At 68.6% G+C, this 24,677-nt stretch carries 27 protein-coding genes and 3 pseudogenes; 17 read left to right on the forward strand and 13 right to left on the reverse strand.

The features are described from left to right. The first annotated feature begins 72 nt into the window (after positions 1–72). Positions 73–570, forward strand: coding sequence for a transcription elongation factor GreA (greA, locus tag ACZ7M3_RS07260; RefSeq protein WP_472061451.1), 498 nt, complete (start codon positions 73–75; stop codon positions 568–570). A 49-nt stretch (positions 571–619) separates the two neighbouring features. On the opposite strand, the gene ACZ7M3_RS07265 is transcribed toward greA, so the two are convergent. Next, positions 620–838 carry a hypothetical protein gene (locus ACZ7M3_RS07265; RefSeq protein WP_472061452.1) on the reverse strand — a complete coding sequence of 73 codons (219 nt, stop codon included), beginning with the start codon at positions 836–838 and terminating at the stop codon, positions 620–622. 229 nt (positions 839–1,067) lie between these two features. Between ACZ7M3_RS07265 and ACZ7M3_RS07270 the strand changes: the two genes are divergently transcribed. Then, on the forward strand, positions 1,068–1,745 hold the full coding sequence (locus ACZ7M3_RS07270) for a GAP family protein (RefSeq protein WP_351310252.1): 678 nt from the start codon (positions 1,068–1,070) through the stop codon (positions 1,743–1,745). Positions 1,746–2,047: 302 nt separating this feature from the next. Further along, positions 2,048–2,891: pseudogene (locus tag ACZ7M3_RS07275) on the forward strand (IS5 family transposase). A 106-nt stretch (positions 2,892–2,997) separates the two neighbouring features. On the opposite strand, the gene ACZ7M3_RS07280 reads toward ACZ7M3_RS07275, so the two are convergent. Further along, the gene (locus ACZ7M3_RS07280; protein WP_472061453.1) at positions 2,998–3,855 is read right to left on the reverse strand and encodes a helix-turn-helix domain-containing protein; all 858 of its coding nucleotides are present in this window, start codon (positions 3,853–3,855) and stop codon (positions 2,998–3,000) included. Between the two features lie 133 nt (positions 3,856–3,988). Here ACZ7M3_RS07280 and ACZ7M3_RS07285 point away from each other — a divergent pair, with 133 nt between their 5' ends. Beyond that, positions 3,989–4,684, forward strand: coding sequence for an SDR family oxidoreductase (locus ACZ7M3_RS07285; RefSeq protein WP_355311508.1), 696 nt, complete (start codon positions 3,989–3,991; stop codon positions 4,682–4,684). Here ACZ7M3_RS07285 and ACZ7M3_RS07290 read toward each other — a convergent pair. From ACZ7M3_RS07290 to ilvA, 7 genes and pseudogenes are all read right to left on the reverse strand, one after another. After that, positions 4,683–4,814: pseudogene (locus tag ACZ7M3_RS07290) on the reverse strand (IS5/IS1182 family transposase); the annotation flags it as partial. The gene ACZ7M3_RS07285 and the pseudogene ACZ7M3_RS07290 sit on opposite strands and share 2 nt — an antisense overlap. Before the next feature lie 574 nt (positions 4,815–5,388). Beyond that, entirely contained in the window at positions 5,389–5,730 is a 342-nt protein-coding gene (locus ACZ7M3_RS07295) for a hypothetical protein (protein ID WP_472061454.1), read from the reverse strand. 107 nt (positions 5,731–5,837) lie between these two features. After that, positions 5,838–6,245, reverse strand: a complete 408-nt coding sequence (locus ACZ7M3_RS07300) for a hypothetical protein (RefSeq protein ID WP_355614370.1) — start codon at positions 6,243–6,245, stop codon at positions 5,838–5,840. A 473-nt stretch (positions 6,246–6,718) separates the two neighbouring features. Continuing rightward, on the reverse strand, positions 6,719–7,528 hold the full coding sequence (locus ACZ7M3_RS07305; protein ID WP_472061455.1) for an ISAs1 family transposase: 810 nt from the start codon (positions 7,526–7,528) through the stop codon (positions 6,719–6,721). A gap of 261 nt (positions 7,529–7,789) precedes the next feature. After that, positions 7,790–8,596: an ABC transporter permease gene (locus tag ACZ7M3_RS07310; protein WP_355614379.1), complete on the reverse strand. Its 807-nt coding sequence runs from the start codon at positions 8,594–8,596 to the stop codon at positions 7,790–7,792. A 196-nt stretch (positions 8,597–8,792) separates the two neighbouring features. Beyond that, positions 8,793–9,875, reverse strand: a complete 1,083-nt coding sequence (locus tag ACZ7M3_RS07315) for an ATP-binding cassette domain-containing protein (protein WP_472061456.1) — start codon at positions 9,873–9,875, stop codon at positions 8,793–8,795. Positions 9,876–10,082: 207 nt separating this feature from the next. Next, positions 10,083–11,312: a threonine ammonia-lyase gene (gene ilvA / locus ACZ7M3_RS07320; protein WP_472061458.1), complete on the reverse strand. Its 1,230-nt coding sequence runs from the start codon at positions 11,310–11,312 to the stop codon at positions 10,083–10,085. Between the two features lie 165 nt (positions 11,313–11,477). Between ilvA and ACZ7M3_RS07325 the strand changes: the two genes are divergently transcribed. The 3 genes from ACZ7M3_RS07325 (at position 11,478) to ACZ7M3_RS07335 (ending at position 13,020) form a co-directional block, all read left to right on the forward strand. Beyond that, the gene (locus ACZ7M3_RS07325) at positions 11,478–11,981 is read left to right on the forward strand and encodes a MarR family winged helix-turn-helix transcriptional regulator (protein ID WP_060899016.1); all 504 of its coding nucleotides are present in this window, start codon (positions 11,478–11,480) and stop codon (positions 11,979–11,981) included. A gap of 214 nt (positions 11,982–12,195) precedes the next feature. Continuing rightward, positions 12,196–12,714 (forward strand): sigma factor-like helix-turn-helix DNA-binding protein, encoded by a 519-nt coding sequence (locus tag ACZ7M3_RS07330; protein ID WP_261685710.1) that lies wholly within the window; start codon positions 12,196–12,198, stop codon positions 12,712–12,714. A gap of 57 nt (positions 12,715–12,771) precedes the next feature. Then, entirely contained in the window at positions 12,772–13,020 is a 249-nt protein-coding gene (locus tag ACZ7M3_RS07335) for a hypothetical protein (protein WP_351310242.1), read from the forward strand. A 22-nt stretch (positions 13,021–13,042) separates the two neighbouring features. Here ACZ7M3_RS07335 and ACZ7M3_RS07340 read toward each other — a convergent pair whose 3' ends face one another. Next, a complete protein-coding gene (locus ACZ7M3_RS07340) occupies positions 13,043–14,197 on the reverse strand; it encodes a cystathionine gamma-synthase (RefSeq protein ID WP_095852862.1) in 1,155 nt (384 codons plus the stop codon). Positions 14,198–14,340: 143 nt separating this feature from the next. Here ACZ7M3_RS07340 and ACZ7M3_RS07345 point away from each other — a divergent pair, with 143 nt between their 5' ends. From ACZ7M3_RS07345 to ACZ7M3_RS07360, 4 genes and pseudogenes are all read left to right on the forward strand, one after another. Continuing rightward, the gene (locus ACZ7M3_RS07345) at positions 14,341–15,459 is read left to right on the forward strand and encodes a hypothetical protein (RefSeq protein WP_351310238.1); all 1,119 of its coding nucleotides are present in this window, start codon (positions 14,341–14,343) and stop codon (positions 15,457–15,459) included. 91 nt (positions 15,460–15,550) lie between these two features. Then, positions 15,551–16,273 (forward strand): peptide-methionine (S)-S-oxide reductase MsrA, encoded by a 723-nt coding sequence (gene msrA / locus ACZ7M3_RS07350; RefSeq protein ID WP_472061460.1) that lies wholly within the window; start codon positions 15,551–15,553, stop codon positions 16,271–16,273. Positions 16,274–16,323: 50 nt separating this feature from the next. After that, positions 16,324–16,761 carry a GNAT family N-acetyltransferase gene (locus ACZ7M3_RS07355; RefSeq protein ID WP_472061462.1) on the forward strand — a complete coding sequence of 146 codons (438 nt, stop codon included), beginning with the start codon at positions 16,324–16,326 and terminating at the stop codon, positions 16,759–16,761. A gap of 230 nt (positions 16,762–16,991) precedes the next feature. Further along, positions 16,992–17,138: pseudogene (locus ACZ7M3_RS07360) on the forward strand (DUF4291 family protein); the annotation flags it as partial. Between the two features lie 134 nt (positions 17,139–17,272). Here ACZ7M3_RS07360 and ACZ7M3_RS07365 read toward each other — a convergent pair. After that, positions 17,273–17,908, reverse strand: coding sequence for a hypothetical protein (locus ACZ7M3_RS07365; RefSeq protein ID WP_472061464.1), 636 nt, complete (start codon positions 17,906–17,908; stop codon positions 17,273–17,275). Positions 17,909–18,396: 488 nt separating this feature from the next. Between ACZ7M3_RS07365 and ACZ7M3_RS07370 the strand changes: the two genes are divergently transcribed. Next, positions 18,397–18,750: a DUF6247 family protein gene (locus tag ACZ7M3_RS07370; RefSeq protein WP_472061466.1), complete on the forward strand. Its 354-nt coding sequence runs from the start codon at positions 18,397–18,399 to the stop codon at positions 18,748–18,750. Beyond that, positions 18,747–19,019, forward strand: a complete 273-nt coding sequence (locus ACZ7M3_RS07375; protein WP_352049806.1) for a hypothetical protein — start codon at positions 18,747–18,749, stop codon at positions 19,017–19,019. The genes ACZ7M3_RS07370 and ACZ7M3_RS07375 overlap by 4 nt, the downstream gene beginning before the upstream one ends. A 24-nt stretch (positions 19,020–19,043) precedes the next feature. Here ACZ7M3_RS07375 and ACZ7M3_RS07380 read toward each other — a convergent pair whose 3' ends face one another. Further along, on the reverse strand, positions 19,044–19,283 hold the full coding sequence (locus ACZ7M3_RS07380; protein ID WP_472061468.1) for a DUF3885 domain-containing protein: 240 nt from the start codon (positions 19,281–19,283) through the stop codon (positions 19,044–19,046). Between the two features lie 123 nt (positions 19,284–19,406). On the opposite strand from ACZ7M3_RS07380, the gene ACZ7M3_RS07385 reads away from it, so the two are divergent. The 4 genes from ACZ7M3_RS07385 (at position 19,407) to ACZ7M3_RS07400 (ending at position 23,584) form a co-directional block, all read left to right on the forward strand. After that, on the forward strand, positions 19,407–19,721 hold the full coding sequence (locus ACZ7M3_RS07385; RefSeq protein WP_472061470.1) for a hypothetical protein: 315 nt from the start codon (positions 19,407–19,409) through the stop codon (positions 19,719–19,721). Positions 19,722–19,911: 190 nt separating this feature from the next. Then, positions 19,912–22,347, forward strand: a complete 2,436-nt coding sequence (locus ACZ7M3_RS07390) for a SpoIIE family protein phosphatase (protein ID WP_472061472.1) — start codon at positions 19,912–19,914, stop codon at positions 22,345–22,347. 71 nt (positions 22,348–22,418) lie between these two features. Further along, positions 22,419–23,210 carry a hypothetical protein gene (locus ACZ7M3_RS07395; RefSeq protein WP_472061474.1) on the forward strand — a complete coding sequence of 264 codons (792 nt, stop codon included), beginning with the start codon at positions 22,419–22,421 and terminating at the stop codon, positions 23,208–23,210. Between the two features lie 89 nt (positions 23,211–23,299). Next, the gene (locus ACZ7M3_RS07400) at positions 23,300–23,584 is read left to right on the forward strand and encodes a hypothetical protein (RefSeq protein ID WP_095852882.1); all 285 of its coding nucleotides are present in this window, start codon (positions 23,300–23,302) and stop codon (positions 23,582–23,584) included. A 126-nt stretch (positions 23,585–23,710) separates the two neighbouring features. On the opposite strand, the gene ACZ7M3_RS07405 is transcribed toward ACZ7M3_RS07400, so the two are convergent. Continuing rightward, entirely contained in the window at positions 23,711–24,553 is an 843-nt protein-coding gene (locus tag ACZ7M3_RS07405; protein WP_472061476.1) for a YhjD/YihY/BrkB family envelope integrity protein, read from the reverse strand. Positions 24,554–24,677: the final 124 nt, after the last annotated feature.

Here is a 24,677-nt window from a genome sequence, read left to right on the forward strand (position 1 = left end):
CGCCCACCCGTGAAAGCACATTCTTCTGGGTAGGGCGATGCTTTGTATTCCCAGTACCTACGAGGAGCACCTGTGACCCAGACCAGCGAGAACGTCACCTGGCTGACCCAGGAGGCGTACAACCAGCTCAGGGCCGAGCTGGACTACCTGTCTGGTCCTGCGCGCACGGAGATCGCCGGCAAAATCGCGGCCGCGCGCGAGGAAGGCGACCTGCGCGAGAACGGCGGGTACCACGCGGCCAAGGAAGAGCAGGGCAAGCAGGAGCTCCGTGTGCGCCAGCTGACCCAGCTCCTGGAGAACGCCAAGGTGGGCGAGGCCCCCGCGGCGGACGGCATGGTCGCCCCCGGCATGGTCGTCACCATCGCCTTCGACGGCGACGAGGACGACACGCTGGACTTCCTGCTCGCCTCGCGCGAGTACGCCAGCGCCGACATCGAGACCTACTCGCCCCAGTCCCCCCTGGGCTCCGGCGTGAACGGCAAGAAGATCGGCGAGGACGCCCGGTACGAGCTGCCCAACGGCAAGCTCGCCTCGGTGAAGATCCTCAAGGCCGAGCCCTACAAGGGCTGAGCCGGGACCGACCACTGCGACGATGCCCCCGGCCGCGCCGGGGGCATCTTCATGCCCGCGTCACCACCGTCACCGTCTTGCGGGCCCGCGTGATGTTGCCCAGGGGCGCGTGCTCGGCGGTGACCCGCCAGGGCGTGAAGGACAGCGCGTCCATCTTCTCCAGGTTCACCGGGCCGGAGATGTCCTGCCGCGGCAGCCGCAGCTTGGCCACGGTGACGGACGGCGAAAGCTGCTCGGGCCACTCCACGGTGGTGTCCTCCACCGGCATGCGCTCCAGGTCCGCGCAGAGCTGTACCTCCGCGTGGCGAGGAGCTCCCGAGGACAGATCCGCAAAGGCGCAGGAAGATGGAACGGGAACTTGCCGAGTCGGTCGTCGTCACGTTCTCGGGCAGCCGCCTTCCCGGGGCCGTACCGAGGAGTTCGGCGTTCACGGCGACCACTTCCGGAACCTTGCTCGACTCGATCGCCGACCTGACCCATTCACCAGGAGGTAATCAATGGGCAAAGTTCTCGGTGACGTGCTGGGGCTTGCGGCCGGCGTCGCGATCAGCCCGCTCCCGATCATCGCCATCATCCTCATACTCGCCACGCCGCGGGGCCGTCTCAACGGCCCCCTCTTCACCCTCGGCTGGATCCTGGGGCTCGCGGCACTGGGCGCGGTGATGCTGGCCATCGCTTCCCCCGCGGGTGCCTCCTCCCACAATCAACCGGCCACCTGGGTGGGAGCCCTCAAGCTCGCTCTGGGCGTGTTCCTCGTCCTCTTCTGCGGCCGGCAATGGCACCGACGACCAAGGGATGCCTCACAGGCCCGGCTGCCGAAGTGGATGGGCGCGATCGACCGCCTCACGCCGGTCAAGGTCTTCGGACTCGGACTGGCCTTGGCCGCGCTCAACGCCAAGAACGCCCCGCTGACCATCGCCGCGGCCGCCTCCATAGGCTCATCAGAACTGCCGGTCGGGGAGCAGATCGCATCGCTGGCGATCTTCGTCCTGATCGCCACCCTCGGCCTGCTGGCCCCCCTGGGAATCTTCCTCCTCGGAGGAGAGCGAGCCAGAACCACGCTCGGCGACTGGAAAGACTGGGCAGCTCAGCACAATGTCGCCGTGATGGCAGTCCTGTTCTTCGTCATCGGGCTGAAACTGATCGGAGACGGCATCTCCATCCTCACCTCCTGACACGCAACGACAGAGGCCCCGGCGACTGCCGGGGCCTCTGGTCATCTGGTCGATTGAGCAGCGCCGGGGGTACAGCCGGAGCCGACATAACGCCAGGTGGCTTCTGTGGCCGTCCTCTCTCCCGGTCCCGCGCCACTCCTTCGGTGGGCAGCTCGTTCGGCGCGCAAGGCTGCGTATGTCGTCGAGTAGGCACGGGACTTAGAGGTCACGCAGATAGGCGGGGTGGCGGGCCCCGGCAGCGAACCAGGCACAGGTCTTGGTGATCATGGACTTGCGACGCTCTGTGATCACTGGGGAGACCTGTGCCTGTACTGCCATCGTGGCTGACCGAGCCGCTCGTGGGGCCAATTCGCTGCCCTGCTGCCTGAGCGGCCGCCTACGTGCCGACCCATCCGCTGGGCTGCCACCGCCCACGCATCAGCGACCGAATCGTCTTCGACAAGGTGCTGCAGCTCCTGCGCGTCGGCTGCTCCTACGAGGCGATCGCCGACACAACCTGCTCCGCCACCACGATCCGCAACCGTCGTGACGAGTGGATCCGGCTTGGCATCTTCGCCGAACTCAAGCGGATCGCGCCGGAATCCTACGACCGGATCGTCGGGCTCGTGCTTGATCAGATCGCTGTCGATGGCTCCATCACCAAAGCGCCCGGCGGTGGTGAGGTCGCCGGGCGCTCACCGGTCGACCGCGGCAAACGGGGCCTGAAACGCTCCGGCATGACGGATGGTTACGGAATTCCGCTCGGCCGCGTGCCGGCTGGAGCAAACCGTCACGATTCCCCGCTGCTCGCTCCGACCCTGGACCGCCTCAACAACCTGGGACCGCTGCCGGACAACATCACCGTGCACTTGGACGCCGGCTACGACTCGGACAAGACCCGCTGCACTTCTCGACGAGCGCGGCCTGCACGGCCGCATCGCGCGCAAGGGTGAGAAGGCGCCGATCCAGGCAGGCCAGAGGTGGCATGTCGAAAGGACCCACGCCTGGCAGAACGCCTTTTGCCGCCTCGCCCGCTGCTACGAGCGCCGGGCAACTGTCATCGACGCATTCTTCGACCTCGCCGACACCATCATCACCATCCGTAGCCTGATCCGACGGGCATGGACCCCCCATCGCTGGGACGGACGCCCGAACCCACGACCGTGAAGGCACGCCCATCTGGCGACCTCTCGCCGGCGTTCACAGCGAGCCGTCGTCGGTGGTCGGTGGGCCGGGCTGCGGGCCATGGGGGTGGAGGTGCCCCCGCCGATTGCTATCCCGGGGTGCTGTCTTCGGTCATGGCCTGGGTGCCGATGACGTTGAGGAGCCTGATCCGGTCGGCGGCGTCGCTGCCGGGAGCGGCGGTATAGGTGACGATGCGCAGATCGCTGCCGGGAGCAATGAGCACGTCACAGTCGAAGGTGAGTGTGCCGACGTCGGGGTGATGGACGGTCTTGGTGTCCGATTCATGGACGCCGACGATGCCCGTGTCCCACAGGCGTGCGAAGTCGGTGCTGACACCCCGCAGGTCCTTGATCAGGGAGCGCAGGCCGGCATCGGCCGGGTAGCGGGCGGTAGCCGCCCTGAGATCGGAGACCACGGCCGCCTCGAACCGGGCCTCCTGCTCGGGGGTGTGGCTGACCCGGCTCGGCAGACCGGCGAAGTGCCGCCAGACGAGGTTGCGCTCGCGTCCGCGCAGCGCGGATGCGTCTCCGAACAGGGCCGCCCACAACGGGTTCCACAGAATCAGGTTCCACGCGGCGTCATGCACGCTCAGCGGTGAGCCGTCCAGTTGGTCGAGCAGCCTTCGGACCCCCGGTGGGATGTGCGCCGACAGTTGCCCGGGGCCCGGCGCCGGCTGGCCCGCGAGGAGATACAGGTATTCGCGCTCGGCTGCCGACAGCCGCAGGGCGCGGGCCAGCGCGGACAGGACCTGCGCCGACGGGGAGGTGGCCCGCCCCTGTTCCAGGCGGATGATGTAGTCCACCGACAGACCGGCGAGCTGTGCCAGTTCCTCGCGGCGCAGCCCGGCGGTCCGACGTACTCCGCACGCGGGCAGCCCGACCGCTGCGGGGGCGATCCGGTCCCGCCAGCCGTGCAGGGCTCTGCCCAGTTCCCTGGATTCGCTCACCGTCCCAGTATCGCGTTGCCGCGCCCGGACAGCCTGGTACTGCCAGTCCACTGGCTGAGGCGGGCACTGTCTGTCCCTCCGCGAGGTGAGGAGGGTGGAGGCGTCACCACCCCACCGATCACGGAGTGAACACATGACCGTCACATTGATCACTGGAGCGAACAAGGGCCTGGGTTTCGAGACGGCCCGCCGCCTGATTGAGGCCGGGCACACCGTCTACGTCGGGGCACGCGATGCACACCGCGGCCGGGAGGCGGCCGACAGGCTCGGCGCCCGCTTCGTTCAGCTCGACGTCACTGACGAGGATTCTGTCAAGGCTGCCGCCGAATTCGTCCGCGCGGCCGTCGGCCGTCTCGACGTCCTGGTCAACAACGCCGGGATCGTGGGCGCGCGCAAGCCGGTCGGCGAGGTCACCGGGGCCGACATGCTGACCACGTACGACACGAACGTCTTCGGCGTCGTGCGCGTCACGCACACCTTCCTGCCGCTGTTGGAAGCGAGCGATGCCCCGGTCGTCGTCAACGTCGGCAGCGGTCTGGGCTCGCTGGCGGCGTGCGCCGACCCCAGCCGGGTGGAGTTCCAGGTAATGGCGCTGGATTACAACTCCTCCAAGACCGCGCTGGTCATGGTCACCGCGCAGTACGCGAAGGCTTTCCCCGCCATCCGGTTCAACGCCGTCGACCCCGGCTACACCGCCACCGACCTCAACGGCCACATGGGCACGCAGACCATCGAGGAAGGCACGGAGATCATCGTCCGTATGGCCTCGATTGGCTCCGACGGCCCGACCGGTGGCTTCTTCGACAAGACCGGCCCGGTCGTCTGGTGACGATCCGGTCGCTGATGCGCCTGCGATGGCAGCCCAGCGGGCGGGGCGGGTGGTAAGCCAGCCGCTCAGGCAACAGCGCGGCGAATTGATTCAAGAGCGGTTCGGTCAGCCACGATGTCGGGGCAGGCACAGATCTCCCCGGTGATCGCAGAGCGTCGCAACTCCCAAGGATCAACAAGATCTGCGCCTGCTTCGCCGACGGGGGGCGCCCCGCGCCAATCTGCGCGACCTCTTAGACACCACAATGATCACGAAGCCCGTGCCTGCCTTGTTATGCGCCCCAACCGGTCACAACCCGACCAGCCGCACGCCCCGGAACTTGCAACCGCCCTGCAACAGGGCCTCCCGGAACGCTCAGAATGGGGTCGCACCCCCGAGCTACCAGGAGGCCCTGCCTTCATGCGCGTACGGCCGGAAGATCACCCGACCAGGAACTCCGTTCGACCTGCAGGTTTCAAGATCGGTTGAGATGCGGCTTCTCACTGCAAGCGACGCCTCACCGACCTCGACTGAACCCACCACCCCGTTGATCCGTCAGATCACGAAGTACGACTGGAGCACTGGGCCACGAAGAGCACCCTGCGCTACGCCCAGCGCCACCCCGAACTGCTCATCGGTTTCCTGGCCGGAACCGGTCTGGAACTTGTCGCCCCCGCGTCAGCCCGTAGTCAGAGATCAGCATCAGCGGGGGTCTCGTCACGCGATCAGCCGTGGACGGTCTGCTTCACACCGTCCTTGGTGGTGATGTCCACGGACATACGCCACCTCGTACGCTTGCCGACCGTGACGGTGACCGTGTCCGCGAATTTCCTGCCGTGCAAATCCTTCGCCTTGATGCGGGCGCCGAACGTGGCGCTGTCGTCGCAGCCACCGACCTCGGCGCTGAGGCCGGTTCCGCTGGTGACAGTGAGACCGCCAGGTCCGAGACAGTCGTAGCGGACGCCTAGTTCGGCGATCCGGTCAGCAGAAACAGGAAGTTCGACCGTCCCGGGTCCGAGATGGCCCGGCGTCTCCTTTCCGCTGTCAGGACGGTCCGGATCAGACACCAGCACTGATTTCGACGGGCTGCCCACAGGAGCCCGATTTCCCCCTCCCCCACACCCGGCGGCCAGGATGACGATGACTGGCAGTACGGCCAGATGTCTTCTGCGCATCAGCTCTTTCCGTGCCAGGTTTCGCGACCCTCGTAGACCAGCCGCGCTGATCCACTGCGCAGCACCTTGGTGGTGCAGTTGGGCTGCGTCTGGTTGTAGTTCCACTTCGTGTACTTGACCTTCACACCCGCGTGCAGGTAACCGTGCCTCATGTTGTTCGGCACCTTCCACGACCACGTGTAGGTCGAGCTGTTCGTCCACTGCCATGCGAAGTGGTAGTCGAACGACGCCGACGCCTTGACGAAGACCACCTTCGCTTCGCCCGAGATCGATCCGCCCACGGTGGACGTCGTCGTCTTTCCCTTGTGGAAGGTGATGCTGATTGTCGTACCGCTGTCGCCGCCGGAACGGGGTTCCAGGTCCCGGTAGTAATTGTGACTGCCGGAAAAATCGTAGCCCGTGGTCATCGGGCAACTCATGGGCACAGCGGCGGACGCAGGTGTGGAGCTGATGACGGCCAGTGCCGCTGCGACACAGCCTGCCGACATGATTCGCGAAATTCGGCGCACGCGTTCCCCTCGGTTTTCTTTGGTCGACAACGGCCTCTCCAGCCGCCGAGGAGAGACCCTAGCGCCGACTCCCACCTCCGTTCGCACGGTTGAGCGAAACCTGAGGTGCGGCAACAGGCGGGACCGGGTCGCCCGTTCGGGTGCTGGTGCCCCAGTACTCCAGTTGCACTTGGCGATCTGACGGATCATCTGGGTGAAGGGTTCAGTCGAGGTCGGTGTGACGTCGCTTGCAGTGAGAAGCCGTGGCGTTCACGCTTTTCGGCTCTGGCTCAATTTCTGGATGCTGTTGGTGATCTTCACGCGGTGAGGTGAAGTCTGCCGGCTGTCCGTGAGTCGATGTTCTCGTGGTGCTGCACTGGTGCTGGGCTTGATCAAGTTCCGTGGGCGTCCGGATTCTTGGTGATGCCCAGGATGGGGAGTGCTCGTTGGGGCTCGTCGCGGATCGCCCGGGTGGTCTTGGCGATGTTGTCGGCTCCGAGGGATTTCAGCGCGCCGATGGCGAGGTTGCGGAGGGTCGCCATGGCCCGTGGTGCGGTCCCGGCGTGGACGGTGGAGGCGTCCTCGGCGAAGGTGACATCCCTGATGTGGTGCGAGGAGTTCTCCACGCCCCAGTGCCCGCGAATCGCGGCGGCCAGATCTGCGGGACCGGCTTGGTGGGCGTCGAGATTTGTGACGGCGTAGACACTCTCACGGGTCTCACGCCGGCCGGTCTGCTTGCGGCGGCGGTGGATGCGGATGGCCAGGCGGGCGTGGGGAAAGGCGATTCCGCCGAGTTTGTCGGCGATCGAGCAGGTCTTGATTGAGCGGGACTCGCGGCGTCCGTGTCCAGCCCCGGAAGCGGTGTGCTGGACTGCGATGGACTGCCAGGGCTGGGCGGCGAGTTGGGCGTGGACGGTGGGCTGGTTGGTCTTGATCACGGCGATGTAGTGGGCCTTCTTGGTCTCGACCAGCCAGGAGATGTTCGACTTGACCGAGTGCAGGGCGTCGAAGGTGACGACGGTGCCGGTCAGGTCCGGCGGTGCCAGCAGTGGACAGAAGTGTGTGGTTTCGTTCATCTTCGCGCCGGCTTCTACCTGGGCAAGGGTCACGACGGTGCCGTGGGTGACCGCGGAGAGCAGATGTCGGCGCGTCGCGATGAGACGGGCTGATCCCTTGAGTGCCTTGCCGTCGACAGCGATCACACGCGACGGCCCGAACCCGGAGGGCGACGAAGCCTGGGCGGGCTCGGTGGCGGCGCGGTGCCGGTCGGCCAGGTCCGCCGACGCTTACTGCGGCGTCAATGCCTGCTGCACACCCGCCGACCCCGGCGTCACCGTCACAGAAGCGAAGACCACATCCGGCTGCGGCTGCCAGAGCTGACCCGGACAGCCCTGAAGCCCCTCCCAACCGAGAGGGGCCTCAGGGCGGCGTGCCGTCAAGGCAGTTCCGAGGAAGCGGAGCCATCAACTGGTCGCCCGGCGGTACTTGCGGACCGCGAGCGTGCGGAAGACGACGATGATCAGGATCGAGTAGATCAGCGACGCCCAGACAGGGTGCTGCATCGGCCAGGCGTCAGACGGGGACAGGCCTGGGTCGCCGAAGAGCTTGCGGCACGCCTGAACGGTCGCGCTGAACGGGTTCCACTCAGCGATGTGACGCAGCCACGGGGTCATCTTGCTGGAATCCACGAACGCGTTCGAGATGAAGGTCACCGGGAAGAGCCAGATCAGTCCACCGGAGGTGGCCGCCTCCGGTGTGCGTACCGACAGGCCGATCAGCGCGCCGATCCACGTGAAGGCGTACCCCAGAAGAAGCAGCAGGCCGAAGCCGCCCAAGATCTTCCCGAAGTTGGTCGGGTCCACGGAGCCGGGGCGCCAACCCACGACCAATGCGACGATCGCGAGGACGAACAGCGTCAAGGCCGTCTGCACGAGGTCGGCAACGGTACGCCCGGTCAGCACTGCGCCGCGCGCCATGGGCAGCGAGCGGAACCGGTCGATGAGCCCCTTGTGCATGTCGTCGGCGATGCCCGCACCGGAGCTGGCGGTGGCGAACGTGACGGTCTGCGCGAAGATGCCCGCCATCAGGAAGTTCTTGTAGACGTCCAGATCGGCGCTGTTGCCGATCTGCATGGAACCGCCGAACACGTACGTGAACAGCACCACGAACATGATTGGCTGGATTAGCCCAAACAGAATCATTTCGGGAATCCGGGTCATCCGAATCAAGTTCCGGCGGGCGATGACCAGGGAATCGTTCACAGCACTCACTTCGCCTGCTCCTTCAAGGCGTTGGGCCGCCGGTCTCCGATGCGCGGCGAGATGGAACCTGACCGAGACGAGCGAAAAGGATTTGGAATCCGGGTCATCCGGATCACATTCCGCCGGGCGATGACCAGGGAGTCGCGCACGGGCTGGACGACGGCTCCCTGGGGGGTCGTCGCGGGGGCGGCGTCTGTCACGGCACTCACTTCGTGGCCTCCGTCTGCGCGGTTTCCGTCTGCGCGGTTTCGTTCTTCGCCGGGTCCTTCGCGGGGTCCTTCTTCGCCGCGTCCTTCTTCGGCTTGCGGCCCCTCGCGTCCCCCGCCACCCCGTTCTCCTCGTCCCTCGTCTCGGCGACATGTCCGGTCAGGGAGAGGAAGACGTCGTCGAGCGTGGGCCTGCGCAGCCCGATGTCGTCGATCTCGATGCCGCGGCCGTCCAGCTCACGGATGACCTCCGCGAGGAGCTTCGCGCCGCCGGTGACGGGCACGGTGAGCTTGCGGGTGTGCTCCTCGACGGTCGTCTCGCCCTTGCCGAAGCCGCGGAGCACCTCCGAGGCCGTCGCTATGTGCTCACGCTCGTGCACGACGACCTCGACGCGCTCGCCGCCGGTCTGCGCCTTGAGCTGGTCGGCGGTACCGCGGGCGATCACTCGGCCGTGGTCGACCACGCAGATGTCGTGCGCGAGGTGGTCGGCCTCTTCCAGGTACTGCGTGGTCAGCAGCAGGGTCGTACCGCCGGAGACCAGCTGCTTGATGACCTCCCACAGCTGCTGCCGGTTGCGCGGGTCGAGGCCGGTCGTCGGCTCGTCCATGAACATCACCGGCGGCGAGACGACCAGCGCGGCGGCCAGGTCGAGCCGGCGGCGCATACCGCCCGAGTACGTCTTCGCGGGGCGGTCGGCGGCCTCCGTCAGGTTGAACTGCTCGAGGAGTTCGGCCGCGCGGACCTTCGCGGCCTTCGCCCTCATCTGGTAGAGCTGGCCGACCATCTGGAGGTTCTCGCGGCCGGTCAGATACTCGTCGACGGCCGCGAACTGTCCGGAGAGGCCGACCCTGCGCCGTACCGCGTCGGGGTGCTTGAGCACGTCGACGCCCGCGACGACGGCCTTGCCGCTGTCGGGGCGCAGGAGGGTCGTCAGACAGCGGACGGCGGTCGTCTTGCCCGCGCCGTTCGGTCCCAGCAGGCCCAGGACGGTGCCTTCCGGGACATCGAGATCGACGCCGTCCAGAGCCCTTACGTCACCGAAGGTCTTCACCAGGCCTTCGGCATAGATGGCGCCTGGCATGTGAGTTCTCCACGTCGTTGGGGAATTTTCACGGTAACTTCTTACCTTTGCCCGTCTCGTCCCGTCTCACAGACTGCGACGGGCGCAGCGAGATGCTGGAAGCGGGCGGGGCAGGACACACCGTAACGCGATGTATCGCGTTACTCAACAGATTTTTCCGAGGTTCGAGGACAGGGGCCCTGACCTCGGACGATGGATGTCAGTCGATCAGTCGATGACCGTGTAGCCGGCCTCACGCAGGGCGCGGCCGACCTCGGCGCAGTGCTCCGGACCCTTCGTCTCCAGGTGCAGCTCGACCTCCACCTCCGTGAGCCCGAGCCGGGGATCGGTCCGTACGTGGCTCACATCGAGGACGTTAGCGTCCGCCACTGACAACACCCCGAGAAGTGTGGCCAGAGCGCCGGGACGGTCCGTCAGCCGCAGCGTGACCGCGAGGTAGCGGCCGCTCGCGGCCATGCCGTGGCGCAGGATGCGCTGCATCAGCAGCGGGTCCACGTTGCCGCCCGACAGCAGCGCGACGACCGGGCCCTCGAAGGTCCCGGGCTCGCTCAGCAACGCCGCGACGGGGCTCGCGCCCGCCGGTTCGACGACCAGCTTGGCCCGCTCCAGACAGAGCAGCAGCGCGCTCGACAGATGGCTCTCCGACACCGTGCGGACCTCGTCCACCAGTTCCTCGACGATCCGGAACGGCACATCGCCGGGCCGTCCGACCTTGATGCCGTCGGCCATCGTCGCCGGGTTGTCGATCGACACCGGCCGCCCCGCCGCCAGCGAGGGCGGATACGCCGCCGCGCCCGCCGCCTGCACGCCGATGATCCGCACATCGGGGCGCAGCGCCTTCACCGCGACCGCGATGCCCGCGGCCAGCCCCCCGCCGCCGATCCCGACGACGATCGTGCGCACCTCCGGGCACTGCTCCAGGATCTCCAGGCCGACCGTGCCCTGACCCGCGATGATGTCGGGGTGGTCGAAGGGGTGGATGAAGACCGCGCCCGTCTCGGCCGCGTACTCCTGCGCGGCGGCCAGCGTCTCGTCGACCACCTGACCGTGCAGCCTCACCTCGGCGCCGTAGTCGCGGGTGGCCGCGACCTTCGGCAGCGGGGCGCCGGTCGGCATGAAGACCGTGGAGCGCACGCCGAGCAGTGAGGAGGCGAGGGCGACGCCCTGCGCGTGGTTGCCCGCGCTGGCCGCGACCACCCCCGCGGCGCGCTCCTCCGGAAGCAGCCCGGCGATGCGCACGTACGCGCCACGCAGCTTGAACGAGCCGGTGCGCTGGAGGTTCTCGCACTTGAAGTGCACCGGGGCGCCCACCAGCTGGGACAGGTACCTGCTGCCCTCCATCGCGGTCGTCCGCGCCACGCCCGTGAGCATCTTCTGGGCGCCTCGTACGTCGTCCAGAGTCACCCTGGGCGAGGAGTCGGCCGTGCTGTAGCTCATGACCACCAGTCTCCCAGTTCACACCCGAGGACTCCTGGTGTGACCACGGGCCGAGACCGGTTTTACTCAGCGTCGGTACGACCCGCGTCCGGGCCGCGTACCCTTTCCCCCAACCCAGCTCCCCACGCATGAATTGAGCCCCCGGCCATGCCCACAACACCAGAAATGTCGATGGACATGACGACCGTCGGTGACACCGGTCTCCTCGACACGCTTCAGCACGAGGTCGCGTTGTTCGCGCGCCGTGCCGAACAGACCCGGCTCGGCGGAGTGGGGCAGGTCCGCAACTCCATGGACCGCGCCGCATACCTGCTGCTCAACCGCCTCGACAAGGAAGGCCCGATGGGCGTCAAGGCGCTCGCCGCGAGCATGGGCATCGACTCCTCGACGGTCACCCGGCAGGTGGCCCCGCTGGTCGACACCGGTCTGGTCAAGCGGACCTCGCACCCCGAGGACGGACGCGCCGTGGTGCTCCAGCTGTCGCCGCGCGGGCAGTCCCGCCTCGACGAAGTGCGCTCCTCCAGGCGGCAGTTGATGGCCGAGCTGACCCATGACTGGGCGCCGGAGGAGCGCGAGGCCTTCTGCTCGCTCCTCACGCGCTTCAACAGCGCGCTCTCGTCCCGGATGGCCACGACGGGGGGCGCGGCGGGGGAGCAGCCGGCTTCCTGACCGTCCCACCGCTTCCTGAGCCTTGACGCGCGCGTGTGTGTGCGGCTTCATCCGCGCGTGTCGTTTCGGCTTCACACGTGTGTGCCCCCGGACTCTTGACCGCGGGGCCGCGTCTGGCCTCATATGAGACCGGGTCCTTGTCGCACACGGTGCGGCCCGTCGTACGCGGCCGGACCCTTGGTTCCGTCAGGGTCGTCCTCGGGCGGGAGGCGTGGTGCGAGAACGGCGCGCGTTCCAAAACGCCCGCCGGGCCCGGGAGTTCGAGGCGTTCGTCGCGGGCGCGGCAGGGCGGCTGCTGCATGCCGCCACACTGCTCACCGCGGAGCCCCCGAACGCCAACCCGCGCGCGCGGCGCCTGCTGACGCTGGCACTGGCCCACACGTACGCCTCCTGGGACCGGCTGCGCGGTGAGGACCCGTACGACCGGGCCCGCCAGCAGCTGGCCGTCCGCTTCGCGCGCGGGGCGTGGCACCAGTACGGGGCGCTGGGACGCTCCCGCCCGTCCCCCTCGGGCGCCGGTTCCGGTTCCGTCGCCGTCCTGGCCCGGCTGACGCCCCAGGAGCGGCTGGTCCTGGTCCTGAGGATGTACGAGGGGGTCGCCGAGGAACAGACGGCGGCCCTGCTCGGGCTCCCCGTGGAACGGGTGCGGGCGATCTGTGCCAGGGCGATGACGACACTGCTGCACCCGCCGCGCGGACCGGCACCGACCATGGCGAAGGTGGTGCCGTCATGAAGCGCGGTGGTGCGGTCGTGAGATGGGTGGTGCGGTCGTGAGGTGGGTGGTGCGGTCGTGAACCTGCCCGAGCGCGAGGCGAACGTACGGCGGCTGCTGGACCAGAAGCAGCCCACCGTGCCGCCCGACCTGTACGCGGACGTCGTGCGCCGCGGGAGCCGGATGCTGCGCCGCAGGACGCTGGCCCGGCGGGTGATGTGGCTGCTGCTGTTCGCCGCGACCGTCGCCTTCGTGGTGTGGGCGTCCATGGCCCGCCCCTGGGTGGAGCCGCCTTCGCAGACGACCCCACCGCTGACGGGCTGGTGACCCCGAGGGGCCGACGTTGGACTCAGCCGAGAGCCTGCTGCAGGTCCTGGAGCAGGTCGTCGACGTTCTCGATGCCCACGGAGAGGCGGACGAGGTCGGCGGGGACCTCCAGGGCCGAGCCGGCGGCGGACGCGTGCGTCATGCGCCCGGGGTGCTCGATCAGGGACTCCACGCCGCCCAGGGACTCACCGAGGGTGAAGACCTTGGCGCGGTTGCAGACCTCGACGGCCGCTTCCTCGCCGCCCTCGACCTGGAAGGAGACCATGCCGCCGAACGCCTTCATCTGCTTGGCGGCGATCTCGTGACCGGGGTGCTCCGGGAGGCCCGGGTAGAGAACGCGGGTCACACGCGCGTGCCGGGTGAGCATGTCGGCGATCTTGGTGGCGTTCTCGCTGTGCCGGTCCATGCGCACCGAGAGCGTCTTGGTGCCGCGCAGCACCAGCCAGGAGTCGAAGGGCCCGGCGACCGCGCCCATCGCGTTCTGGTGGTACGCCAGCTCCTCGCCGAGCGCCTGGTCGCCGACGATCAGGGCGCCGCCGACGACGTCCGAGTGACCACCCATGTACTTGGTCAGCGAGTGCACGACGACGTCCGCGCCGAGCGCGAGCGGCTGCTGCAGGTAGGGGGTGGCGAAGGTGTTGTCGACGACGAGCCGGGCGCCCGCCTCGCGGGCGATCTGCGCGACGACGGCGATGTCTGTGATGCCGAGAAGCGGGTTGGAGGGGGTCTCCACCCACACGACCTTGGTCTTCGGCGTGAGGGCGGCGCGTACGGCGGCCGGGTCGCTGGTGTCGGCCACGGACCACTCGACGCCCCACCGCGAGACGACCTTCGCGAAGAGGCGGAACGTGCCGCCGTACGCGTCGTTCGGGATGACCACGTGGTCGCCGGGGCTGAGCAGCGTACGCAACAGGCAGTCCTCGGCCGCCAGTCCGGACGCGAACGCGAGGCCGCGACGACCGCCCTCAAGGGCGGCGAGGTTCTCTTCCAGGGCGGTCCTGGTGGGGTTGGCGCTGCGGCTGTACTCGTAACCGCCGCGCAGCCCGCCGACGCCGTCCTGCTTGTAGGTCGAGACCTGGTAGATCGGCGGGACGACCGCGCCGGTGAGGGGATCGGCGGTGTTGCCCGCGTGGATCGCGAGGGTCTCGAAGTGCTGACTGATGTGCCTGTCGCTCATGGGTCCCGAGCGTAGTGCGCTCGCGGGCCTGATGGCGGCTCACGGCCTGTGCGGGGCGCCTCACGGCCTGCGATCCGGGTCGGTACCGGACCGGAACCGGACCGGGTTGGCCAATTGTCGGACCCGTCTGGTTCGCTTGAGGCATGGAGATTCTCTGGGTCCTGATGGCGCTGGCCATGTTCAGCCTGGTCCTGCTGCCGGTCCTCCGGCGCAGGCGCACCGGCATTCAGCTGGTCTCGCCCGGCGACCCGGACGCGGCGGACCCGGCGAACTACGGCTTCCTGCGTCAGGAGGAGCTGGACATCCGTATGCCCGGACCGGACGGGGACCTCTTGGACGTCCTGGACCTGGTGCAGCGCACGCAGGAGTACCAAGCGGCCTCGCAGCTCCTGGCGGGCACGGAGATCTCGGGCGAGACGCGCTGGCAGCGGGTGCAGGCCTTCGCCGGCGCCGCATCCCTGGAGCTGCAGCAGCGTCCGGGCGGGGTCAGCGAGACGCCGGGCGGGCAGTGGCTGCGGGTGTGGCGGGCCGAGAAGCCCAAGGACGCGGGCGGCGCGGCGGTGCATGCGGAGTTCCTGGTACAGCAGGCGTGGCGGACGTCGACGCCGGGGACGGACGAGTTCCGGATCATCATGGAGGAGGCGAGGTCGGCCTGCGGCGAGGCGGCCCTGCTCTCCCCCGGTGACCCGATCCCGTACATCATCGAACTGTCGGTGGCCCGCGGACTCGCCTACCCCCGGCCGGAGTTCGAGGCGCTCTGGCTGAAGATCCTGGACCGCGCGCCGGCCCACATGGGCGCGCATCTGGCGGCCCTGCACTACTGGTGCGAGAAGTGGCACGGCTCGCGCGAGGTGGCGTACTCCTTCGCGGAGGCCGCAGCGGCCCGCGCCCCTCAGGGCTCCCTGCTGGCCGCGATGCCCCTCTTCGCGGTCTTCGAGCACCTCCCCGAGGTGAACCTGGTCCGCAGCTTCTACCAGAGCGAGGTCGTCACCAAGGCGGTCCACGGAGCGCTCTACGCGGTGCACGCGGCCCGCCCCGACGACCCGATGCTGGCGCACGTGCGCCACCTCCTGGTGCTCTTCCTGGTCCGCGGCGAGCGCTGGGCGGAGGCCATGAACCAGCTGGTGCACGTGGACGGCCACGTCGGCGCCCTCCCCTGGACCCTCACACCCGACCCGGCGGCGGACTACGCGCTCTACCGCGCCCTGGCAGTGGCGGGCTACGAGGCGAACGGCGGAACGCCGGCGTCACTGCCCCGCTGAGGGCGTACGAGCGCCGGAATCCCGACCGGGGCGCACCCGTTGAACACCACGGCGCCCCGGCCCCGTTCCCCTGCGACCCCGTGGAGACCGCATGTTCCTGCACAGCCGTACCCCTCAGCTCCCGACCGCCGAACAGGCACTGAGCGGCCGCCCGGAGCCGATCTTCACGGTTCCCGACCGGCACACCGTCCTCGGCAACCCCCTCCTCGGCCCCTACGCCGAGGGCCTGGAGATCGCCGACTTCGGCATGGGCTGTTTCTGGGGCGCCGAGCGCAAGTTCTGGCAGCTCCCGACGGGCGTGTACACGACCCTGGTGGGCTACCAGGGCGGCTACACCGAGCACCCCACGTACGAGGAGGTCTGCTCGGGCCTGACCGGCCACACGGAGGTCGTCCGCGTGGTCCACGACCCCGGCCTGATCTCCTACGAGCGCCTCCTCCAGGTCTTCTGGGAGTCCCACAACCCGACCCAGGGCTTCCGCCAGGGCAACGACGTCGGCACCCAGTACCGCTCCGCCATCCACACCCACACCCCCGCCCAGGCAGCCACCGCGGCCGCCTCCCGCGACGCCTACCAGAACGTCCTGACCTCCTCCGGCTACGGCACCATCACCACCGAACTCCTCCCCGCGGAAGACCGCGCCTTCTACCCGGCCGAGGGTTATCACCAGCAGTACCTTTCAGGCAGCAAAAACCCGGACGGGTACTGCGGGCTGGGCGGGACGGGGGTCAAGCTAAGTGACCCGTTCGGGCCGAACTGGGGGGCGTCCTGCCCGACGGGCATCGCGCCAGCGCCGGAGGCCACCGAGGAGTAGTCCGCTCAAGGTGACCCTGATCAGTCCCGGGCGATGGATAGGCTCACGGCATGGACGTCCGTGTGGAGATCGCCCGGGAAGCGAGTCCGGAACTCGTGGAGGCCTTCGGCCGGCTGCTACCGCAATTGTCTTCGACGGCGGACCCGCTCGGTTACGAAGCGATCGACCGGATGGTGACGTGTGATGCCAATACGGTGCTCGTCGCCCGGACATCCGACGAGATCGTCGGCACCCTGACTCTGGTGCTCCTGCCCTTGCCGTCCGGCTTGCGAGCCCGTGTCGAAGACGTGGTCGTGGACAGCGTCGCGCGGGGCCGGGGAGTCGCCGGCCTCCTCACCCAGGAGGCCTTGCGGATTGCCCAGGAGGCGGGCGCCCGGACGGTCGATCTCACCTCCCGGCCGGATCGTGCGGCAGCGAACCGGCTTTATGAACGTCTGGGCTTCCGGGCCCGGCAGTCGACGGTCTACCGCTTCCCCATCGACCGGTAGGACGTCCACGAACACTGAAACGCAGGCCGTCCCATGACCCGGATGGCTTCCCAGCGCTGAAAGCGGCTCCTCCCGAAGCGGTGGCGCCGACGTTTCACTCCCTCTCTCGCCGGGCCCGACGGATCATGTGGCGCGGCAGGCCGGCCTGGACGGGCGTCGCTGAGGGCACCGGCTCTGACGCACTCGAAAATCGCTGGCCGATGGGAAACGCTCGGCCCACCCTGTACGCCATGGAAGAACCGCAGCGCGCTGTCCGCGCACTCCACACGGCATCCACGATCACCGTCTACCAGGCGTACTCCCCGGAGATCGGCATGCCCGCGGTTCGCGAGGGCCGTTTTCCCGCCGTGTGGAAGCGGGACCGCATGACGTGGATCATCAAGCAGCGTTGACCGACCTGGATCCGCTGATCCCGGTGCGGCAGTGGGCGGGTAGGTGGTCGCGTGGCTCCATTGCTCCAGCCGCAGGTCGTGATCTTGGTGGCGGGGGCCGCCGCGTCCATGAGTTGCTGTCAGTACCAAAGGGTGAGCCCGACCGCGCCAACTCCCCTGCGCGCCGCGTAACGCAGCACCCGAAGCGGGCCGTCGATCAGCTCGTCGGTGTCGTGGTTCGGGTCGTCCGCCATCTCGTCCAGCCACAGCCGTATCCGGGCGGCCACATGGGCCCGACGTGGCGGGGAGAGGACGAGTGCTTGCTCGGCCGCGGGGAGCGCGGCCCGTACCTGAGTGGTATCGAGCAGGAACTGCCCGCAGCAGCCCGGGAGTCGGAGCGCCGTGTCGAGGCCGAGCCCCCACATGAGTGCCGCCGCGCCGTCGCCCCTGGGTACGGCGGCGCAGAACAAGCCTTCGCTCTCTTGCTGCGGGACTGCGTGAAGCAGATGGTCCTGAAACTCGTCCACCTCGGCCTTGTCGTTCCGGGCCTTGTCGACCGCGTCGGCGAAGCGGACGATTTCGTCGGTGCGCGACAGCCTCTCGGGCGTCCCGTCGAAGAACCCCGCGGGCTCGAACCGCTCGCGCCACGGGCTCAGGTCGACGGATGGCTCCGGCCACGTACCGTGGGCGCCCGCAACCTCGGGGAATCGGCGACGCGCTTCCCCAACGGCATCACCCGCCACGACGCCGACCACCCAGACACCCATCACGCTCATCCGCGCTCCTTCACGTCCACGTCGCTCACGACCGACGAGGGGGACACCTGATGCCGTGACCGGGAAAGTCACTCTTGGAGGGCCTGGCGCTGGTGGTGGCTTCGGCGCGCACGGGCCTGATGTCGCCGTCCGCGCCAGTGATCCGAGCCAGTCCACGGGGGCGCCGGTACGGGACCGTCCCCTTCCGGATCGATCCGTCGGCAGGCTCAGGCTACGACGCTCGCGGCACGGGCAGAGATACGGGTCGACGCGCAAGGGCAGCGGACTGGGTCCGGCCCTGTCCCACGAATGGTTGAAGACTCCTACACCGGCCAGGACGAGCTCATCGCCCACCTGCAGGGATGAGGGAATGGGCTCACCCGACCTCCCGCCCTCGGCCGGTCCGGGCGACAGCTGAATCGCTTCTCCCTCACTCGTTCGGGCGGAGCGAAAGTGCTCCTGCCCACTAGGCTGAGGCTTGGGACAGAATCGCGTCCATGGGAGCAGTCATGACCACCCCAGCCGCTGAGCAACCGCTCATCCCTCAGCCGCCTGCAACGGTCGCCACGCTACGGCAGGCCATCAGTCAGATCGCGCCCGCCTCGCTCCCCGCCTTCACACGGGAGCTGGACCAGGCGGCCGACCAGTCCCGGCAGGGCTCCGATCTTGCCCCTCTCCAGCGATTCATCACCCAGTGGGCCGTCTATGTCCACATCCAACGCCAGCCCAGTCTGGCAGCAGATTTCCGCCGCTGGGAGGACACCGCTGAGGCGGGCGACGCCACACAGGTACGACAGGCCGCCGCCGAGATCGGACGACTTCTCGACGAAGCCCACGCGGCCGTCGGTCTCTCAACCCGGTGAGCGCGGACTGGCACTGGGAATACGACCCCGATCACGACCACGTGGCAGGCGGCCTCCCCGCCCGCGTCGTGGCGGAAGTCGAACGTCTGGCCGGCCAGCTCGTCGACCTCGCCAGTACGGGAATCGACGTCAGTGATCTCGGCAACGGCCCGAGACCGGGCGGTCTACGTCGCATGGACGCCGCCGGCGGTTGGTTCTACTTCCTCGTGGCCCCGCGCGAGCCACTCATCATCATCGTCCGCATCGTTCCCCCGTTCGACGCTTTGTGACGCCAGGCCGTTTCTGCGTCACTTTCAGAGACCGGCCGAGTGGCTGGAGAGCCAGTCTGCGTGTTGGTCACGCACGCGGTCACGCTCTGCAGGCGTGGCAAGGATGACGTCTGCGCCGCCGTCGTAGGGATGGTGGACGCGTCGCAGTTCCGTGTCGGCAATGAAGACTTCGACGAGCACCTCGTCGCCTGATCTCCGCAGAGACCCGGCGGCGTTGCTGCGCGCGCTGGAGACCTTGGAAGCCAGCCGAGCGGTCCGGCTCAACGAGGTCGATGCCTTCGCCGTCCGGCGTCACGCGGAGAAAGCTGCCGGCCGACGCACCCCACGCCGCATCGACACACCGCAGATGACGGGCCCCCCTGGCCCAGCGAAACGGAACCCTCTCGCTTGGGACTCATCGCTGCCGTAGCGAACCGCCACGCGACGTTCCAGCGTTTTCCCTTCCCGGACGAGAGTCTGTACCGCGACAACCAGGCCCAGCAGCCGGCCGACCTGCTCGCCCGCCTCGACAGCTGTGCCACCTCGTACCTCACGAACCTCGGCCATGTGGACACCCCGACGCGAGACGCCCTGGCCGAGACGATCCTCGGAATCGAGAGCCTCATCCGTCCGGGCTACGCGCCCCTGAACGGTCACCTGCTCGTGTGGCTGCGCTTCGCGAACCTCGTCGCATACGCCGCAGCGGCCCCTCTTGGCCATTGAGCACTGTCACCAGCAGTACCTCGACAAGAACCCGACGGGCGTCGTGTCGGCTCCGGAGGTGTCGGAGAAGTAGCCGGACGTACCGGAGAAGTGGCCGGGAGAGGCGTCCTGCCGGGCCGGGAGAAACGGGAAGGTCGCGAACGGAGAGTGTGGGGAGGAACATCGGAGTCACGTAGGCAAGGTGGTGGCTATGGGGATGCCGTCGATGCATTTCAGCGAGAGTCCTGAGGATCCGTTCGCCCTTCAGCGCGGCGCCTCGGCTGTGCTCGACGATCGAGGCGCCGTGGTCGGCTGGAGCACACGTGCGCAGGAGCTGCTGGGCTATCCGGCCAAGGAAGTGATCGGACGGGCCTGGCAGGACCTCCTGGTGGACGCCCGTGACCTGCCTGTCGTGCGGTCCGTCGTCGTGGACGCCATGAGGACGGGGGGCTGGTTCGGGGTCCTGCCGGTCCGACACCGCGACGGACGGCGTATGGAGATGGGGTTCCGGGCCCGCGCGGTCACTCGGGACGGGGACAGTCAGGAGTGGATCCTGGTCGGAGCCCCCGCCGCGGAGGTCATCGCCTGGCAGCGGGACCGTGCGCTGCTGGACGGCCTGTACCGCCGGTCCCCGATCGGTCTGGTCACTTACGACCCGGACAGGAGAGTGATTCGGGTCAACCGTGCGGTCGAGAAGGCGAGCGGTGTCCCGGCCGAGGCGCCGGTGGGCCGTCGCCCCCGCGAATTCATGGTCGACGAGGACGCGGGTCCGACCGAAGAGCGGGTACGGCACGTCCTGGAGACCGGCGAGCCGTTGATGTTCAGGGAGCAGTCGGCCCGGGCACGTCATGATCCGGGCCGGGACCGGATCGTGTCCGTCTCGGCGTTCCGGATGGAAGACCCCTCGGGCCGGGTACTCGGCGTGGCCGAGACGATCGAGGACGTGACCGACCGCCACCGGGCCCAACGCAGGCTCGCCCTGCTGAACGAGGCAAGCGCCCGGATCGGAACCTCGCTGGACGTGGCACAGACGGCCCGGGAACTGGCCGAGGTGGCCTCCAACGGCCTCGCCGACTACTGCTCGGTGGACCTTCTGGAGCCGGTGACACTTGGTGACGAACCACCCCCCGGTGTGAGAGGTCCGCTGCTCCGAGTAGCCCTCTCGCCCCCGGAACGCCGGGTCCCCTACCAGGAGGGCGAGGTGGTCCCGCTCCTTCCGGAATCCCCGCAGGCGCGGTGCTTGGCCGAGCGTCGCCCGATTCTCGACCGGCTGCTGTCCCTGCGCCCCGAGTGGTACGCCATGGACCGGCGGCGGATCGAGATAGCCATGGGTCTCGGCGTTCATTCGCTGATCGTGGTGCCCTTGGTGGCGCGCGGCCTGATCCTGGGCGTGGTGAGCCTGTGGCGAGTGCGCCACTCGGAGCCTTTCGAGGACGACGATGCCGCGGTGGCCCATGAGTTTTCCTCGCGCGCGGCCGTCTGCATCGACAACGCGCGCCGCTTCACCCAGCAACAGAGCGCCGCCCTGACTCTGCAGCGCAGTCTGCTGCCGAGCGCGGCGTCCGACCTGCCGGCGGTCGAGGTGGCTTGTCGGTACCTCCCGGCGAGCGGTGAACCGGGCATCGGCGGTGACTGGTTCGACGTGATCCCGTTGTCAGGGGCCCGGGTCGCACTCGTCGTGGGAGACGTGGTCGGCCACGGGCTCCACGCCGCGGCCTCCATGGGCCGTCTGCGCGCCGCCGTGCGCACTCTGGCCAGCCTCGACCTGGAGCCGGACGAGGTGGTGGCGCGGCTGGACGATCTGGTCAGCCTGCTGGCCGCCGAGCTGGAGGCGAACGCCGACGACAGTGGGTCCGTGGTGGAGCAGATGCTCGGGGCCACCTGCGTGTACGCGGTCTACGATCCGGTCTCCCGACACTGCTCCCTGGCACGCGCCGGTCACCCGGCACCGATGCTGTCCACCCCGGACGGCGAGGTGACCGTGCTGGACCTGCCCGCGGGTCCACCGCTGGGTCTGGGCGGGCTGCCCTTCGAAACGTACGACCTCGACCTCCCCGAGGGCAGCCTGCTCACGCTCTACACCAACGGTCTTCTGGAGGCGCGCAACGGCGACATCGACGCCGCGCTGGAGCACCTGGACGAATGTCTCACCCACGTTGCCGATCCTCTGGACAGCACCTGCCAAGCCGTGGTCGAAGCGCTGCTGCCGAAGGAGCACCTCCCCAGCGACGACGTCGCGCTGCTCATCGCCCGTACCCGGGTTCTACCGCCACAGGATGTCGCCACCTGGCAGCTGCCCCTGGAAGCGACCGCCGCTGCCCGTGCCAGGGAGCTGGCCACGGCGAAACTGACCGAATGGGGCCTGACGGAACTGGCCTTCACCACCGAGCTGGTCGCCAGCGAGCTCGTCACCAACGCCTACCGGTACGCGGCCGGCCCCGTCACCCTGCGCCTCATCCGTACGCACTGCCTGATCTGTGAGGTGTCGGACGCCAGCCACACTTCCCCTCATCTCCGACGGGCCCTCAGCACGGACGAGGGCGGACGCGGGCTCTTCCTGGTCGCCCAGCTCACGGAGCGGTGGGGCACCCGCTACAGCCACGACGGCAAGACCGTCTGGACGGAGCAGCCTCTGCCGCACGCGTGACCCGCAGTCACCGAAAGCGGCGGTCACCTGGTTCCCCACGGACTGTCGTAGGCGGGTGAGAGCCTGGACCGGTGCTGATAGAGGGATTCGAGAACGCCCCCGTTGTCGCGGGGGAGGAACTGCTGACACTGCCGGGGTTCTGGGCGGCCTACCTGATGTGGCTGAGCGAGACAGAGGAGTACGACCCCGTCCCGGAGTGGTTCGGGGTCGACGGGGCCGATGCCGACGCGGCCTGCGACGTACTGCACGACGAGGACCAGTGGCCTGTCTTCCGGATCCCGTTCGCGGGCGGCCACACCGCGATGGTCCTCGGCTGCAACATGGCCGAGGATCCGGGAACGGAGTACTTCATCACCCACCCCGAGTGGGGACGGCACGGCCACCTGGCCACCCTCGGCGGCCATCAGGCCGGCCCGGGACTCTCCTGGCGAGAGCTCCACCACATCGCCCGCACGCCCGACCTCAACGCCCCGGGAGTCCACGCCGAGTACGCGCGCCTGCTCCTCCTGCTGCCGACGCTCGGCGACCAGGACATGCCCGAGGACGCCGCAGACGTACTCGGCGACGCGCCGGCGCGAGTCGGCCTCCCCGCCACGCAGGCGCCGTCCCTCGCCGAAGCGCTCCTCGCGGACCACCCCTTGTGGGAGCCGGCTGAATGGACGCTTCCTGCCGCCTCCCCGCTCTCGGGCAGCCAGGAGTCCTTCCACGGAATCCTGCACTGCGACGAGTCCATGAGTCCGCGGTGCGGTACTCACCTGGCCCAGGGCATCACCCGAGAGCAGAGCGACCGACTGGCCCACGCACTCGGCACCTGGCCCGAGGACTACCGCCGTTCGGATTGGCCGAGGCGGCCCTTCAGGTGATTGCCGGATGCCTTGTGAGCCAGGCAGTCGTCACAGGGGTACGACGTCTCAGTAGAGGACGGACCCAGAACGCCGTGAGGAGCTTGTCGATGTACGCAGCGATCCGGCGGTACGAAGGGGTGACCGATTCGGCCGAGGCCGCACGTCTCGTGAACGAGGGGTTCGTGCCGCTCATGCGCCAGGTCCCCGGCTTCGTGGCCTACTACTGGATCGATACCGGGGACGGAGCGATGGTCTCGACCAGCGTCTTCCAGGACCGGGCCGGTGCCGACGAATCGATCGCGAGGGCTGCGGACTTCGTACGGGACAACCTTGCGTCACTGCTCCCCAACCCTCCCCAGGTCATGGCCGGCGAGGTGGTGGCTTCCGCGTGACAGCGTGCGGACCGGCCGCATGAGATGGCACAGCCTCGATCTCAGGTGACGGGCACTCAGGGCAGAAGTCCTTGGTTCGGGCCATGTCCGCCCATCGGGCCCCCGCAACCGGAGGTGCCCGCCCACTCAGTGGTTCGGGCCTTTGGTCTGATGGTGAGAAACCTGTTCCCGTGCCGTCCGCCACCGTGACCGCGTCTGCTCGACCACACTGTCCCACTGTCGGTGGACCTCGTGGTCGGAAGGGCGGTGGCCCTGGCGGATCCGGCTGAGCTCGTCCCGTACTTCTCGTCCCAGTGCCGCCGACGCGACCAGGACGAGCATGGCTGCGAAGAGGGCTGAGATCATCGCGAAGACGGCGCCGACCACCCCGTAGCGTGCGGCGGAGGAGTTGAAGAGGCGCGGCATGTAGAGGGTCGCGCCCACCGAATAGGCCACCGTCAGAACGCCGGCGGTGACGCCGAAGGGGAGCAGGTCCGGCCCGCTGATCCGCTTCGCCGACAGGATCCGGCCGCTCCAGACGAGGAACGCGGCGGTCACCGGTACCTGACACACCGCGGCGGCCAGACCCAGCGCGCCCCCGCCAAGGAGCGCGGAGAGCGTCGCGGTGACCACCCCGTAGCCGCCGAGCGTGAGGATCCACCACAGGCCGTTGCGCGTGTTGCGCACGCTGAGAGGCTTGAGTTCCCATGCCTGTTCGAAGAGCCGCTGCACGGCTCGCGCGAAACTCAGCACCGAGATCGTCAGAAACACGACCCCGAAGATGCCCACGCTCGCACCGGTGCCTTCGGCAGGAGAGAAGAGGGAGTTGACCGCCGTGGCGCCCGCTCCGGTGAGGTCGTAGCGCTTGATGATCCGCTCTGCGGCGTCGTAGTGCACGAAGTTGCCGAGGACGGCGCCGAGGAGGATGGAGAGCGGGACCAAGGCCGTCAAGGCGCTGGACGCCAGGGCCATCGAGCGGTCGAAACCCACGATCTTCTGAAACCGGTTGATGACCCGCAGCGCGAAGGCGGGACGCAGCCAGAAGGTCAGCGTTCTGACGAGGCGCTCTCGATTGATCCCCGCCGTGCTGCCCTCCGTGAAGATCGGGACCTGT

It is taken from the genome of Streptomyces sp. NPDC111656 (assembly GCF_055656965.1).

Coding starts and splice junctions, on each gene's coding strand:
- ACZ7M3_RS07325 (WP_060899016.1), top strand. CDS start 11,478: ATGTCGATGGACATGACGACCGTCGGTGACACCGGTCTCCTCGACACG.
- ilvA (WP_472061458.1), bottom strand. CDS start 11,312: ATGAGCTACAGCACGGCCGACTCCTCGCCCAGGGTGACTCTGGACGAC.
- ACZ7M3_RS07300 (WP_355614370.1), bottom strand. CDS start 6,245: ATGACCACGGGCTACGATTTTTCCGGCAGTCACAATTACTACCGGGAC.
- ACZ7M3_RS07365 (WP_472061464.1), bottom strand. CDS start 17,908: ATGAGCGTGATGGGTGTCTGGGTGGTCGGCGTCGTGGCGGGTGATGCC.
- ACZ7M3_RS07355 (WP_472061462.1), top strand. CDS start 16,324: ATGGACGTCCGTGTGGAGATCGCCCGGGAAGCGAGTCCGGAACTCGTG.
- msrA (WP_472061460.1), top strand. CDS start 15,551: ATGTTCCTGCACAGCCGTACCCCTCAGCTCCCGACCGCCGAACAGGCA.
- ACZ7M3_RS07345 (WP_351310238.1), top strand. CDS start 14,341: ATGGAGATTCTCTGGGTCCTGATGGCGCTGGCCATGTTCAGCCTGGTC.
- ACZ7M3_RS07315 (WP_472061456.1), bottom strand. CDS start 9,875: ATGCCAGGCGCCATCTATGCCGAAGGCCTGGTGAAGACCTTCGGTGAC.
- ACZ7M3_RS07270 (WP_351310252.1), top strand. CDS start 1,068: ATGGGCAAAGTTCTCGGTGACGTGCTGGGGCTTGCGGCCGGCGTCGCG.
- ACZ7M3_RS07265 (WP_472061452.1), bottom strand. CDS start 838: ATGCCGGTGGAGGACACCACCGTGGAGTGGCCCGAGCAGCTTTCGCCG.
- ACZ7M3_RS07340 (WP_095852862.1), bottom strand. CDS start 14,197: ATGAGCGACAGGCACATCAGTCAGCACTTCGAGACCCTCGCGATCCAC.
- ACZ7M3_RS07370 (WP_472061466.1), top strand. CDS start 18,397: ATGACCACCCCAGCCGCTGAGCAACCGCTCATCCCTCAGCCGCCTGCA.
- ACZ7M3_RS07390 (WP_472061472.1), top strand. CDS start 19,912: ATGGGGATGCCGTCGATGCATTTCAGCGAGAGTCCTGAGGATCCGTTC.
- ACZ7M3_RS07400 (WP_095852882.1), top strand. CDS start 23,300: ATGTACGCAGCGATCCGGCGGTACGAAGGGGTGACCGATTCGGCCGAG.
- ACZ7M3_RS07285 (WP_355311508.1), top strand. CDS start 3,989: ATGACCGTCACATTGATCACTGGAGCGAACAAGGGCCTGGGTTTCGAG.